This is a genomic window from Streptomyces sp. NPDC088254 (assembly GCF_044740925.1).
Classification (GTDB): domain Bacteria; phylum Actinomycetota; class Actinomycetes; order Streptomycetales; family Streptomycetaceae; genus Streptomyces.
This window is the reverse complement of sequence record NZ_JBIURQ010000007.1, coordinates 406,799-420,990: the sequence shown is the minus strand read 5'-3', so window position 1 is coordinate 420,990 and position 14,192 is coordinate 406,799. Positions and strand designations below refer to the sequence as shown.

General features: G+C 70.7%; 10 protein-coding genes and 2 pseudogenes. 9 read left to right on the top strand and 3 right to left on the bottom strand.

What is annotated here, in order from left to right:
- The first annotated feature begins 48 nt into the window (after positions 1–48).
- From ACIOC0_RS22520 to ACIOC0_RS22485, 8 genes and pseudogenes are all read left to right on the top strand, one after another.
- Positions 49–1,281 carry an ROK family protein gene (locus ACIOC0_RS22520; protein ID WP_402157024.1) on the top strand — a complete coding sequence of 411 codons (1,233 nt, stop codon included), beginning with the start codon at positions 49–51 and terminating at the stop codon, positions 1,279–1,281.
- 169 nt (positions 1,282–1,450) lie between these two features.
- Positions 1,451–2,716 carry an ABC transporter substrate-binding protein gene (locus tag ACIOC0_RS22515; protein ID WP_402157023.1) on the top strand — a complete coding sequence of 422 codons (1,266 nt, stop codon included), beginning with the start codon at positions 1,451–1,453 and terminating at the stop codon, positions 2,714–2,716.
- Between the two features lie 20 nt (positions 2,717–2,736).
- Entirely contained in the window at positions 2,737–3,702 is a 966-nt protein-coding gene (locus ACIOC0_RS22510) for a carbohydrate ABC transporter permease (RefSeq protein ID WP_402157022.1), read from the top strand.
- Positions 3,699–4,601: a carbohydrate ABC transporter permease gene (locus ACIOC0_RS22505; RefSeq protein WP_402157021.1), complete on the top strand. Its 903-nt coding sequence runs from the start codon at positions 3,699–3,701 to the stop codon at positions 4,599–4,601. Before ACIOC0_RS22510 ends, ACIOC0_RS22505 begins: the two co-directional genes overlap by 4 nt.
- Before the next feature lie 43 nt (positions 4,602–4,644).
- Entirely contained in the window at positions 4,645–7,515 is a 2,871-nt protein-coding gene (locus ACIOC0_RS22500; RefSeq protein WP_402157020.1) for a glycoside hydrolase family 2 TIM barrel-domain containing protein, read from the top strand.
- 139 nt (positions 7,516–7,654) lie between these two features.
- Positions 7,655–7,783, top strand: a pseudogene (locus ACIOC0_RS22495) (ABC transporter ATP-binding protein); the annotation flags it as partial.
- Between the two features lie 34 nt (positions 7,784–7,817).
- A pseudogene (locus ACIOC0_RS22490) lies at positions 7,818–7,981 on the top strand (ABC transporter); the annotation flags it as partial.
- Positions 7,982–8,331: 350 nt separating this feature from the next.
- Complete coding sequence (locus ACIOC0_RS22485) at positions 8,332–8,904, top strand: TetR-like C-terminal domain-containing protein (protein WP_402157019.1); 573 nt, start codon at positions 8,332–8,334, stop codon at positions 8,902–8,904.
- A gap of 11 nt (positions 8,905–8,915) precedes the next feature.
- Here ACIOC0_RS22485 and ACIOC0_RS22480 read toward each other — a convergent pair whose 3' ends face one another.
- The 3 genes from ACIOC0_RS22480 to ACIOC0_RS22470 form a co-directional block, all read right to left on the bottom strand.
- Complete coding sequence (locus tag ACIOC0_RS22480) at positions 8,916–9,290, bottom strand: VOC family protein (RefSeq protein WP_402157018.1); 375 nt, start codon at positions 9,288–9,290, stop codon at positions 8,916–8,918.
- A 52-nt stretch (positions 9,291–9,342) separates the two neighbouring features.
- Entirely contained in the window at positions 9,343–11,115 is a 1,773-nt protein-coding gene (locus tag ACIOC0_RS22475) for a DUF2264 domain-containing protein (protein WP_402157017.1), read from the bottom strand.
- Positions 11,116–11,264: 149 nt separating this feature from the next.
- A complete protein-coding gene (locus ACIOC0_RS22470; RefSeq protein ID WP_402157015.1) occupies positions 11,265–12,308 on the bottom strand; it encodes a rhamnogalacturonan acetylesterase in 1,044 nt (347 codons plus the stop codon).
- A gap of 192 nt (positions 12,309–12,500) precedes the next feature.
- On the opposite strand from ACIOC0_RS22470, the gene ACIOC0_RS22465 reads away from it, so the two are divergent.
- On the top strand, positions 12,501–14,189 hold the full coding sequence (locus tag ACIOC0_RS22465; protein ID WP_402157013.1) for a rhamnogalacturonan lyase B N-terminal domain-containing protein: 1,689 nt from the start codon (positions 12,501–12,503) through the stop codon (positions 14,187–14,189).
- The last annotated feature ends 3 nt before the right edge of the window (positions 14,190–14,192 follow it).

Here is a 14,192-nt window from a genome sequence, read left to right as displayed (position 1 = left end):
CCGTCGCGACGCCGGTCCGGCAACGGAAGGGATGGAGGGCCCAAGCCGGTGAAGCGCACGTCACGTGACATCCGGACCGCGAACCGCTACGAGGTGCTGCGCCAGATCATCGCCAGTTCGCCCACCTCCCGGCAGGAGCTGGCCGCCGCCACCGGTCTGAGCCTCGCCACCGTCGCCACCCTCGTCGGCGAACTGCTCGACCTCCGCATGATCACCGAGGTCGGGTTCGAGGACTCCGCGGGCGGCCGCCCCCGGGGCCTCGTCGCCGTCAACGCGTCGGGGGGCGCGTTGGTCGGTGTGGACATCGCCGAGACGTACGTCCACGTCGAGCTGTTCGACCTGGCGCTGAACGTGCTGGCCCGGGCCGAGGAGGACATGCGTCCCGGCGAGAGCAGGCCCGAGCAGGTGGTCGGCCACGTCGCCGCCGCGGCCGGTTCCGTCGTCGCCCAGGCCGGGGTGGAGGCGGCGCGCGTCCTCGGTGTCGGGGTGAGCGTGCCGGGACAGGTCGACCGGGACACCGGCATCTGCGAGTACGCCCCCAACTGGGACTGGCACGACGTGCCCTTGCTCGACCTGCTCTCCGAGCACATCGCCTACCCGCTCCACCTGGACAATCCGCTGCGCGCCTGCGCGGTGGCGGAGCTGTGGTTCGGGGCGGCCCGCGGACACGGGGACGCCGTCGTCGTCAACCTCGGCACGGGGGTGGGCGCCGGGCTCGTCCTCGGCGGAGGGCTGCACCGCGGGGTCAGCAACAGCGCCGGGGAGTGGGGGCACACCACGCTCGTGCTCGACGGCCGGCTGTGCCACTGCGGCGACCACGGCTGCGTGGAGACCTACGTCGGCGCACCCGGCATCATGCAGAACCTTCGGGAACTCAGTCCCGACAGCGCCCTGCTGCACCCCGAGGACCAGACGGCGACCATCGACGCCCTGGCCCGCGGGGTCGCCGCCCACGACCCGGTGGCCGTCAAGGTGGTGCGCGACACCGCCCGCTACCTGGCGGCGGGCATCGCCGACCTGGTCAACCTGCTCAACCCCGAGGTCGTCGTCCTGAGCAGCTGGGTCGCCGTACGGCTCGGGGAGCCGCTGCTGCGCGAGGTCCGCGAGGCCGTGTCCCGGCACGCGCTGCGCCGGCCGCTGGACTCGACCGAGATCGTCCTGTCCCCGATCCCCACCGACCCCGTCTGCCTGGGCGCGGCAACCTTCGCGCTCGAGGGGGCGCTGCAGGCCGTCGGGCAGCGCAGACGGCACCCCTCCAGATCCGACCCCGCCGTCGGTTAGCACCCTCTCGTCCGGTATCCCGAACCCCGCACAACGCTTCGCACAGACTTCGTCCAACCCCTTGCCGAAGCCTTAGCCGAAGGTTAACGTCCCGCACCGCAACGCCATTCAAGCCATCTGGCGCTGAAGCCGTGTGAGCCGCAGCCGTACTCGAGACAAGGACGTCAGCATGTCGGCAATGAGCAACAGCAACTTCTCCCGCCGTTCACTCTTCAGGGCCGCCGCGGGCATGGCCGCCGCCGGCTCCCTGGCCGCCTGCGGCGGGAACAACGGGCGGGGCGGCGGGGCAGGTTCGGGCGTCAACCTGACGCAGTTCTTCCACGCCTACGGCGAGGCGGGCACCGAGCAGGCCATCAGGAAGTACGCGAAGGCCTACGACAAGGCCCGTGTGACCACGCAGTGGATCACCAGCGCCGACTTCGAAAGCAAGCTGTTCGCGACGCTGCTCACCAAGAACGCGCCCGACATGTTCGAGTTCCACCCGCAGATCCAGATGGTCAAGAGCGGCCAGGTGGCGGACCTGACCGACATCATCGCCCCGGTCAAGGACGACTTCAACCCGGCCGACATCAAGTCGCACACGGTCGACGGCAAGATATACGGCGTCCGGATGATCGACGACCCGCAGTTCTTCTTCTACCGCAAGTCGATGCTGGAGAAGGCGAAGGTCGGCGTCCCGACCACGTTCGACGAGCTGATCGAGGCCGCCGCCAAGCTCACCACCGGCAAGGTCAAGGGCCTGTACATGGGCAACGACCTGCACAGCGTCAACGACACGTTGATCTGGTCGGCCGGCGCCCAGCACCTCGACGAGAAGAACGAGATCGCCTACCACACGGACGGCGTCATCGAGGGCCTGAAGAAGATGCGCAAGCTGTTCACCAGCGGCGACCTTCTCCTCGGCGCACCGACCGAGTCCTGGGACCCCTCCTCGTTCAACCAGGGCCTGTGCGCCATCCAGTTCTGCGGCATGTGGGCGATGCCGGCGATCCAGGACGCGCTCGGCGACGACTGGGGGGTCTTCCCCTTCCCGAAGATCACGGACTCCGGCAAGCAGTCCGTCTACAACGGCGGCTGGTCGATGTTCGTCAACGCCAAGGGCAAGAACGTCGAGGCCGCCAAGGAGTACGTCAAGTGGCTGTGGATCGACCAGAAGCAGTACCAGGAGGACTGGGCCACGTCGTACGGCTTCCACATTCCGCCGCGTAGCTCGATCGCGGAGTCCGCCGACAAGCTCAAGTCGGGCAACGCCGCCGAGGGCGTCAAGCTCTTCAACGAGTTCGGGCACTTCGACAACATCGGCTGGACCCAGGCCATGCGCACCTCCTTCGAGGACGTCTTCGCCAACTGCGTCCGTAAGAACATGGACCCGGAGGCCGCCCTCGACAAGTGCGACGCGGCCGTCAACCGCGAGCTCAAGAAGCTGTTCGGATAAACCGCGGGACGGACCACGACATGTCGACGACCAAGACGCGCGACCTCGCGCGCCCCGCCGCGGCCCAGGCCGCACCGGCCAAGCCGCGTCGGGGTCTGCGGGGCAGCCCCACCTTCAACTTCTGGCTCTTCTGCGGGCCGTTCCTCATAGGCCTGGCGATCTTCGTCTACGCGCCGATCCTCTGGAGCCTCTATCTCAGCTTCTTCGAGGCCCGCTTCACCGTCACACCCGACAAGTTCGTCGGCTTCGACAACTACGTCTACATGCTGACGAACGACGACTTCGTCGGCTCGCTCGGCACCTTCACCGCCTTCGCCGCCTTCATCGTGCCCACCACCTGGGCCCTCTCGCTGGGCCTGGCCCTGCTGGTGAACCGGCTGCGCTTCATGCGGGCGTTCTTCCGGTCGGTCTTCTTCCTGCCGACCGCCTGCAGCTATGTGGCCGCCTCGCTGATCTGGAAGATGTCCATCTTCAGCGGGGTCCGCTTCGGCCTGATGAACACGGTTCTGAGCTGGTTCGGGATCGAGAACATCGCCTGGCTCTCCGACCCCAACCCGCCCTGGTACTGGCTGGTCATCGTCACCGCACGGCTGTGGCTGCAGTCCGGCTTCTACATGATCCTCTTCATCGCGGCGCTGCAGAACATCCCGGACGAGCTGTACGAGGCCGCCGCCATCGACGGCGCCAAGCCGGGCTGGCAGACCTTCCGGCACATCACGCTGCCCCAGTTGCGCGCCACGTCCACGGCGGTGGTCCTGCTGCTGCTCATCGCCGCCTACCAGGCCTTCGACGAGTTCTACAACCTCCTGTCGAAGACCACATGGGGTCGTCCGCCCCTCGTCGAGCTGTACTACAAGGCCCTGGGCGAGAGCCAGGACTACGGTTCCGGCAGCGCGGGTGCGGTCATCCTGACCGTGCTGATCTGTGCCGTGACCCTGCTCCAGGGCAAGTTCATGGGCTTCGGAAGGGGGGAGGAGTCCAAGTGACCACCACGATGCCCGAGGTGCGGGAATCCGAATCCGCTCCGTCGTCAGGCAAGCCCCGCCGCGACAAGCGCGGTGGCGGCGTGATGAGCTCCACCGGCCTCTACATCGCCACCGGGATCGCCGGCTTCCTCTTCCTGATCCCGTTCTACCTGATCATCCGCAACGCCCTCTCCACCGACGCCGAGATCACCGGAGAGAACTGGAAGTTCTTCCCCACCGACATCCAGTGGGGCAACATCAGCGAGCTGTTCACCGACGAGACGGTCCCGTTCGCCCAGTCCCTGTGGAACTCGGCGGTCGTCGCCACCCTGCACACCGTCGGCGTCCTGCTGGTGTGCTCCCTCGCGGGGTACGCCCTCGCCCGCATCCCGTACAAGCACGCCAACAAGGTCTTCTACGCCGTGCTGGGGACCCTCATGGTCCCGACCGCCGTCACCTTCGTCCCCAGCTTCGTGCTGGTCTCGTCACTGGGCTGGGTGGACACCTACCGGGGCCTCATCATCCCGGGCCTGTTCAGCGGCTTCACCTGCTTCCTGTTCCGGCAGTACTTCCTGGGCTTCCCCAAGGAGCTGGAGGAGGCGGCGCGCGTGGACGGACTCGGCTACTGGGGTGCGTACTGGCGCATAGTGGTACCCAACTCCCTGAACTTCTTCGCCGCGATGGCGACGATCACCTTCATCGCGGGATGGAACGCCTTCCTGTGGCCCCTGGTCATCGGCCAGGACCCCGGATCGTGGACCGTCCAGGTCGCGCTCTCCAACTACATGACCAACCAGACCGTCGTCTTCCACATGATCTTCATGGCCACCGCCTTTTCCATCCTGCCCCTGATCTTCGTGTTCCTCTTCCTCCAGCGCTGGCTGGTGCAGGGGATCGCGCAGACCGGCATCAAGGGTTGATGCCGGCCACCCCGACCGTCAACGACCGAGCACCTGGAGACCGATGTCCTTCCCCACCACCACGGCCGTCGACTACGTCGAGGACGTCTCACCCGGCAGCGGCGCCCTCGCGCCCCGCGCCTGGTACGCGTCCTCCGACGCCGACTCCCTCTCACTGAACGGCAGCTGGCGCTTCCGGCTGTCGCCGACCGCCGACGCCCAGGACGACTCGTTCGCCGCCGAGGGGTACGACGCCGGGGACTGGGCCGAGGTCACGGTCCCCGGGCACTGGGTCCTCCAGGGCCACGGCTCCCCCATCTACACCAACCACCTCTACCCGTTCCCGGTCGACCCGCCGCGCGTCCCGACCGAGAACCCCACCGGTGACCACCTGCGCGTCTTCGACCTGCCCGAGGACTGGCCCGCCCTCTCCGAGGGCGGCGCCGTGCTGCGCTTCGACGGCGTGGAGTCCTGCGCCCGGGTCTGGCTGAACGGCACAGAGATCGGCGAGTTCAAGGGCTCACGGCTGCCGCACGAGTTCGCCGTCGGCCCGCTGCTGAAGACCTCCGGCAACGTGCTGGCGGTCCGCGTCCACCAGTGGTCGGCGGGCTCCTACCTGGAGGACCAGGACCAGTGGTGGCTGCCCGGCATCTTCCGTGACGTGACGCTGCTGCACCGCCCGGCGGGCAGCGCGGGCGACTTCTTCGTGCATGCCTCCTACGACCACCGCACGGGCGAGGGCACCCTGCGCGTCGACTCCGACGCCGAGGGACGGGTGATCGTCCCCGCGCTGGACATCGATGTCGCGACGGGCGAGCCGGCCACCGCGCGGGTGGAGCCGTGGACGGCCGAGACGCCCCGCCTCTACGACGGTGAGCTGGTCACCGCCGGCGAGCGCGTCCCCCTGCGCATCGGATTCCGCACGGTCGTCCTGGAGGACGGCCTGATCAAGGTCAACGGCCGGCCCGTGCTGTTCAAGGGCGTCAACCGGCACGAGTGGCACCCGGAGAAGGGCCGCTCGCTGGACCTGGAGACGATGCGCGAGGACGTGCTGCTGATGAAGCGGCACAACATCAACGCCGTCCGCACCTCGCACTACCCGCCGCATCCGGCCTTCCTCGACCTGTGCGACGAGTACGGCCTGTGGGTGATCGACGAGTGCGACCTGGAGACCCACGGCTTCGTCGAGCAGGACTGGCGGGACAACCCCGTCGACGACGACCGCTGGACCCCGGCCCTGCTGGACCGCGCCGCCCGCATGGTCGAACGGGACAAGAACCACCCGTCGGTGGTGATCTGGTCCCTGGGCAACGAGGCCGGCACCGGGCGCGGGCTGACGGCGATGGCCGAGTGGATCCACGGCCGCGACGCCTCCCGCCTCGTGCACTACGAGGGCGACATCAACTGCCGTGACACGGACGTCTACTCGCGTATGTACGCCTCCCACGAGGAGGTCGAGCGCATCGGCCGCGACCTCGACGGCGGCACCCACAGGCGACGTGAACTCCCCTTCATTCTCTGCGAGTACGGCCACGCCATGGGCAACGGACCCGGCGGCATCGCCGACTACCAGCGGCTGTTCGAGGCGCACGAGCGGCTCCAGGGCGGCTTCATATGGGAGTGGATCGACCACGGCGTCAAGGACGACCGCTACGGGTACGCCTACGGCGGCGACTTCGGCGAGGAGCTGCACGACGGCAACTTCGTCTGCGACGGACTGCTCTTCCCGGACCGCGAACCCTCCCCGGGACTCGTGGAGTTCGCGAAGGTCGTCGAGCCCGTCGCGATCACCGGCGACGGCGCGGACGGCACCGTGCGCGTCACCAACAAGCAGGACTTCGCCGACCTGTCGGCGCTCGCCTTCGAGTGGGCCTTCCAGGCCGACGGCGAGACGGTCGAGTCGGGCAGCCTGCCGGTGCCCGCGCTGGCGGCCGGCGAGTCGGCCGAGGTGAAGCTGCCTCACCCGGCGCACGGCGTCCCCGGCGGCGCGGAGACGCGGTGGACGGTACGGGCCGTATTGGCCGAGGACACCGTCTGGGCGCCCCGGGGCCATGTCGTGGCCTGGGGTCAAGTGGTCCTCGCCGAAAGGTCGTTGCCGTCGGTCCCGGCGACGCGTGGCCCGGAGGCCGGCGACGGCGTGATCACGCTCGGGCCCGGCGTCTTCGACGCCCGCACCGGTGCGCTGAAGACGATCGGCGGGGTCTGCGTCGAGGGACTGCGCCTGGACGTGTGGCGGGCGACCACCGACAACGACGACGGCGCCTCCTGGCAGACCGACGTCCGCCACGCCGAGGTGTGGCGCAAGCTGGGCCTGCACCGCATGCGGCACCGCCTGGACGCGGTGGAGACCGCCGAGAACGCGCTGACGGTCCGCACCCGGGTGGCGCCGGCCGCCTGGGAGGTGGGCCTGGCGACGGAGTACCGGTGGACGTCCGACGGCGACCGGCTGCGGCTGACCGTCTCGGTGACCCCCGAGGGCGACTGGACGGTGCCGCTGCCCCGCCTCGGCGTCCGCTTCGGACTCGCCGAAGCCGACCGGGTGACCTGGTTCGGCGGCGGACCCGGCGAGGCCTACCCCGACACCAGGGCGGCGTCGATGGTCGGCCGCTGGGAGTCGACCGTGGACGCGCTGCAGACGCCGTACGTCCGGCCCCAGGAGAACGGCGCCCGCGCCGACGTCCGCTGGGCGCGGCTCGGCGGTCTGCGCATCGAGGGCGACCCGGAGTTCTTCCTCACCGCACGGCGCTGGACCACCGAGCAGCTCGACGCCGCGCGGCACCGCACGGACCTGACGCCGGGCGACACGGTGTGGGTCAACCTCGACCACGGCCAGCACGGCATCGGCTCGCAGTCCTGCGGACCGGGCCCGCTGCCGCAGTACTTCCTGAACGCCGCTCCCGCCGAGTTCTCCTTCGTGTTCTCGGCGGCAGACTGAACCCGCCACGACACATCACCCGGCGTCGACACATCGATTGACCGACTGGCCGACAGTCATGTCGTGGCACCGTGCTGACGACTCCCGCGGCCGGCCGGCTCCCCAGCCGGCCGGCCGCGCCACTTCGGAGGCCGAACGAGTGAGCGGCACCACCGAGGTGCGCGGCCTGTCCCGCACCTTCGACACCACCGTCCGTCGTCCCGGCTTCACCGGCGCGCTGCGCTCCCTGGTCGATCCGCAGCAGGTCGCCGAGCACGCCGTCACCGACCCGCTGCTGGTCAAGGACCAGGTCCTGACCTACCCTCGCGTTCGTCGCCTGCTTCACGCCGCCGTGCTCACCGGCCACACCACCGGCGGCCCCCACTGGCTGGCAGCGGCCTCACCCTTGCTGGGCGCACTGTCCTACCTGGCCTCCCGCCTGCTGTGGCGCAGGAGCCTGCGGCACTGCACCGGGGTGAACGGGTGAGGCCGCCCGACACCGGCGACCGTTGCCGGCTGCGGCCCTAGCAGTAACCGTCCAGCCTCGGGCCGGCAGGAGTGACGGTGGGCCAGGGGTGGCCTGCTGTGGTTGCGGCGGCTGATCTCAGGAGGCGAGGAGCGTGCTTCCCGGGTAGCCGTGGAACGTCGCGTAGGCGAGGCAGCTGCAGCTGGTATGAGGGCCAGAACCGCCTCGGCGTCGTCGGCGAGTTCGGCCGGGAACGCCGAGAGCAACGGGTCACCGGTTCGGGAAGGCGGCCGCACGGCGCCGGGAGCTTTACACTCCTCGGTGTCGATCCCGACTTCCCCGCCACCGGCCCGAGTGACGAGCGAGGCCCCATGCCCCGAGCCGGCCTCACCGCGGACCGCCTGGTCGCGGCCGCCGCCGACCTCGCCGACGAGGTGGGCTTCGACGGCGTCACCGTCTCCGCGCTGGCCCGCCGCTTCGGCGTGAAGGACGCGAGCCTGTACTCGCACGTCCGCGGCCTGAAGGACCTGCGGACCCGCGTCGCGCTCCTCGCCGGCGGCGAGATGATCGACCGGATCGCCGCGGCCGTCGCCGGGCGGGCCGGCAAGGACGCGCTCGCCGCGTTCGCAGACGCCTACCGGGAGTACGCGCTGACCCATCCGGGCCGGTACGCGGCCACTCAGAGCCCCGTCGACCAGGACCTCGTCGCCGACGCTCCCGCCCTCCGCCGCACCGCCGAGATCACCTACGGCATGCTCCGCGCCTACGGCCTGGAGGAACCCGACCTCACCGACGCCGTCCGCCTGCTGCGCAGCACCTTCCACGGGTACTGCGCCCTGGAGGCCGGCGGCGGCTTCGGCGCGCCTAGGGACGTACGGCACTCCTGGGACAAGGCGATCGACGCGCTGCACATCGCCCTCACCCACTGGCCCCGTGAGACCTGAGTGAGCGCGCATCAGCCGCCGGTCGCCCGCTCCGCCGCGCTGCGCTCCACGCAGAACTCGTTGTCCTCCGGGTCGGCGAGCAGCACCCAGCCGGTGCCGTCGGGCCTGCGGTGGTCGGCGACGAGGGTGGCGCCGAGGGCGATGAGCCGCTCGACCTCCTCGTCGCGGGTGCGGTCCTGCGGCTGGAGGTCGAGGTGGACGCGGTTCTTGACCGTCTTCTTCTCCGGGACCGTGACGAACAGCAGCCCCGCGCCCTCGATCAACGCCTCCGGGTCGCCCGGGTTGTCGTCGTCGTGCAGCGGCTCGCCGAGGGCTTCGGCCCAGAAGCTGCCGAGGGCGTAGGCGTCGGAGCAGTCGATCGTCACGTGCCGGATTCTCGATGTCATGCCGAGGATTGTTGTGCACACGGCGACATGCGGGCAACGGGGATTCGGCAGGTCAGCAGGGCTCGACCGACCACGACCGGCATGCCGGGCCCGCGTCCGGCGAGCCGGGCGGGCCCGCGTCCGTGGACGCTTCCGGAGCGGCGAACCGGAACCGGGCCGACTTGCCCGAGGCCCAGCGGACGGTCAGCTCCCGGGCGTCTCGCCCCTCCCCGGACACCCCGACCGACACCAGGTCCGTCAGCGGCGCCGGGTCGGGGTCGGCGGTGAGGCGGGCCAGCGCGACGAAGAGGGTCGCGGGAGCCTCGTCCGTCGTCCCGGTCAGTGCGGACGCGCCCGACAGGGCGTGCACGGGCAGCAGTTCGGCCCGCTGCCCTTCCTCCGCCGCCCAGCCCGTGACCCGCACCTCGGTGCCGGGGTCCGCGCCCGCCACCAGATGGGCGCGGACCTCCGCCGCGCCGTCGGCCACCACCAGGCTGGTGATCTCGGCCCCGGAGCCGACCGCGTGCCGGGACGCCGCCCACCCGTCCCCCACGCCCAGCGGGACGATGCCCTCGCGGTGCGGATCGCCACCGACGAGAACGGAGTTGTCCGGCGGCGTGCCGCCCGAGGGGCGGGTCGCCGTCGAGTAGGCGAACCGCGTGTAGTGCGGGTCGTAGCGCACGTCCTCGCTCCCGTGGTTGTGCAGCCGCACCAGGCCGTCCGAACTTGTGCTCTGCAGCAGCCAGTTGGGAGGGACCAGGGAGGTGACGGCGTCACCGCGTTCCGCCGGTCCCGGCTCCTCCACCGCCGTCCACACCTCGTGCTCCGCGGGCAGGAGGAGGCCGATGAACCCCTTGCTCGCCCAGTACGGGGACGCCGGTCCCGAATAGCCTTGCAGCACAGTGGAGTCGGGGCCGTGCCAGCCGAGGGTGAGCAGCCCTCGGGAGTCGACCGCGCCGCGTTCCAGGAAGTACTTCAGCGCGCCCGACGCCAGCCGGCGGGTCTCGCCGGGCGCCAGCGGCGTGTGGCCGGTCAGCGCGCCCAGCCAGAGAGGGGCGGTCGTCGCGAAGCGGTAGGTGAGGGAGCGACCCTGGTGCAGGGGCGCGCCGTCGCCGCCGAACAGGCGGGCGTAGTCGGCGAGATGGCGTGACAGACGGCCGCCGTACAGGTCGAGGAGCCGGGTGTCGTCGGCGAGCCACGCGTGCAGCACCGTATAGAGGTGCATGGCCCAGCCGTTGTAGTAGTCGAAGGCGCGGATCGGGCCGTCGGTGTACCAGCCGTCGCCGACGTACCACTGCTCGATCCGTTCCAGGCCTCGGTCGACGGCCTTGCGGGAGGCGTCCGCCTCAAAGCCGACGGACTGGAGGAAGCCGCCCACCGTGACGGGGAACAACTCCCAGTTGCAGGGCCACGGTTCAGCGGTCAGCGCCTCGCTCAGCCATGCGGCGGCCCGCTGTCGCACACCGTCGTCGAGGCGGTCCCAGAGCTCCTGCCGGGTGAGCCGCAGCGCGAGGGCGATGGACGCCGCCTCGACGAGCGGCTGGGTCCGGTCCTCGATCCGGGGCCAGACGCCGGACACGCCGGCCGCGAGTCCGTCGGCGTAGCGTTCGAGGGCCGTCTCGTCGCGGCGGAAGGCGGCGAGGAGGAGGGTGCGGGCGTAGCCTTCCAGGCCGTCGGAGAGGCGGCCCGTCCAGCTCTGCCGGTCGCCGGGGAGGTGATAGAGCGCGCGGTCGTCGGTCGCGTACGGCTCCACGGCGGCTAGCAGACTGTCGGCGGCCGCCTCCCAGTGGGCGCGGGTGTAGCCGGTACGGGGACTGAGGGCCTGGTCGGGCGGGGGGAGGTGCATCGGCGGTCGCTTCCGGTAGGACAAGCGGCGGGACAAGGGAGAAGGGGCGGGAAGAGGCGGGAGAGGCGGGCGCGGGAAACCGGGTCGGAGCGGAGGGCCGGGCTGGGACCTGGGGGCGCCCCGGTTCCGGTCGGGGCGCCCCCAGGAGCTCATCCCACCCGCACCATGCCCTTCGGCACCAGATGCCGGGCGAGGAGTTCGTCGCGGACCAGACCCGCGTAGACCGTGGCGCCGTGCACGGACGTGTGCGTGTTGTCCCGCTTCTCGTCGTAGAGGTACAGCGCCTTGGATCCCTCCACACCCAGCGACTCCACCAGCGCCTTGGTCTTCGCCGTGAGGTCGACGACCGGGACGCCCCGCGCGGCGGCGACCGCGCGGACGACGGCCGGGTGGTCGACGCCGAGGCCGTTGACGAGCAGGGCGGTGCCGTTGTTCAGGGTGCCGTCGGCGTTGAACCAGCGGCGCACGATCGGTGTGACGAGGACCGGCTTGCCGCCCTTGTCCCGGACGCCCGCCACCAGCGTCTCCAGGTTCGCCCGGTACGTCGCCTCGTCGGTGGTCTTGTCGTTGTGGGCGAGCTGGATCAGCACCAGGTCACCGTGGCTGATCTGCGGCTGGACGGTGGCCCACAGCTGCGGGTTCCCCAGATAGGTGACCGTACTCTCTCCGGAATCGGCGTAGTTGGCGACGGAGACGCCCTTGTGGAAGTACTGCGGGAGCCGCTGGCCCCAGCCGGCGTAGGGGTCGCCGGGCTGGTCGCAGACCGTGGAGTCGCCGACCAGGAAGATCTGCCGGGTGTGCCGGGCGGGCGTGACCCTGATCCGGTCGAGGGCGGGGGCGGCGCCGCCGAGGGCGAGGTCCAGGCCGTCGGTTCCGGCGGCGCCGGTCGGCTCGCCCTCGGGGGTGCGGACGTTCACCGTGAAGCTGAGGGCGAGGCGCTCACCGGCGGGGACGGCGGTCTCAGGGAGCAGGGCGCGCCGGGTCTCGCCGCTGATCGCGGTGCTGGACGCCGTGTCGCCGCCGAGGACGACTCTCACGTCGTAGGTGCCCGGCGGGACGTCGAAGTGGCACGCGGTGGGAGTGCAGCCCTCGGTGCGGGAGCCCGGCGGCTGTGCGGCCTCGGCGGCCGGTACGGCCGTCAGCGCGGCGGTCACGGTCAGCGCGGCCAGCAGGGCTGGGGTGAAACGTCTCACTGCGGTTCCTCCGTCAGGGCTACCGGTCCCGGCGGCTGGACCGTACCGCCTCCCGCAAGCGCTTTCTAGACCTCGGGCTCAATTCTCGGCATTGTCAACTTCCTCTCGGTGAAAGGCCTTTCGGAAAATCGATTCAACTGCGACGCTGCCCAGCACGCCCGCTCCCCCACACCTCCCGAAGGAGGCACCCCCATGTCCGGATCCACGCCACGACGGCCGGTCCGACGCCGCACCTTCGTGCTCGGCACCGTCGGCGCCGCCGCGGCCGGCTCGGCCGCCCTCGCCGGCCCGCTCGCCGCCTCCGCGGCCGCCGCGGGTTTCGGCTGGAGGGACGACGGTTCGCACTACGTCGTCGACACCGGCGCTCAACTGGTGTTCAAGGTCAGCAAGTCCAACGGCGACCTGACCTCCCTGGTCTACCGGGGCGTCGAGTACCAGGGCTACGGCGGCATGAACTCGCACGTCGAGTCCGGCCTCGGCGCCTCCACGGTCACGATCAGGCAGTCCGGCACGACGATCCTGATCTCCGTCGCGTACGGCACGCTGAGGCACCACTACGCGGCCCGCAGCGGCGAGAACAACGTCTATCTGTGGACCGACAAGGCCGACGCCTCCGTCTCCGCGACCCGGTACATCGTCCGGGTACGGAAGGGCCTGTTCCTCAACGACGAACCGGACTCCTACACCTACACGACCAGGACCGTCGAGGCGTCGGACGTCTTCGCGAAGTCCGACGGCCAGACCCGCAGCAAGCACTACTCGAAGCTCCGCGTCATCGACTACACCCACGTCGGCTGGTCGACGGGCTCCGTCGGCCTGTGGGTGGTGCGCAGCAACCACGAGAAGGCCTCCGGCGGCCCCTTCTACCGCTCGCTGTTGCGCCATCAGAGCGCCGACGGCGGCGGCCTGTACGAGATCCTGTACTACGGCCAGAACCAGACCGAGGCCCAGCGCTTCGGGCTCCAGGGGCCCTACGTCATCGCCTTCACCGACGGCGGCGCCCCCTCCTCGTCCCTGTTCCCCGGCACCCTGACCACCCCGTGGGCCGACTCGCTCGGCATCCCCGGGTACGTCGGCGCCGGCGGCAGGGGCCGGGTGGCCGGCGTCGGCATCACCGGGCGGAACACGGCGTACCCGTACACCGTCGGCCTCGCGAACGCGGCCGCGCAGTACTGGGGCCCGGCGCGGGCGTCGGACGGCTACTTCTCGATCGGCGGGGTGCTGCCGGGGACGTACACCCTCACCGTCCACAAGGGCGAACTGGCCGTCCACAGCACGCAGGTGACCGTGTCCGCGGGAGCGACGACCACGCTCAACACCCTCGCGATCCCGTCCTCGAACGACCCGTCCAACGCGAGCGCGATCTGGCGGATCAACGACTGGACGGGAACGCCGAGCGGTTTCAAGAACGCCGACCTGATGACGTACGCGCACCCCTCGGACGTGCGGGCCGCCGCCTGGACCGGCAACGTCGTGATCGGCGGCGGCGGCGAGGCGGCCGCGTTCCCCTGCTACCTCTGGAAGGACGTCAACAGCGGCCTGCTCGTGTACTTCAAGCTCACCGCGGCCCAGGCCGCCGCCGCGCACACGCTGCGCATCGGCGTGACGACGGCCTACGCCAACGGGCGCCCGCAGGTCGTCGTCAACGACGCCTGGGCATCGGCGATCCCCTCCCCGCCCACCCAGCCGACCACGCGGTCGCTGACCAACGGGTCCTACCGGGGCAACAACCACACGTTCACGTACAGCGTCCCGGCGAGCGCCTGGCTCACGGACACCGGCCGGTACAACGTGCTGAGGATCGACGTGGTGAGCGGGTCGGGGACGACGGGCTTCCTCAGCGCGGGGACCTCGATCGACGCGATCGACCTCCTGGCCTGACCG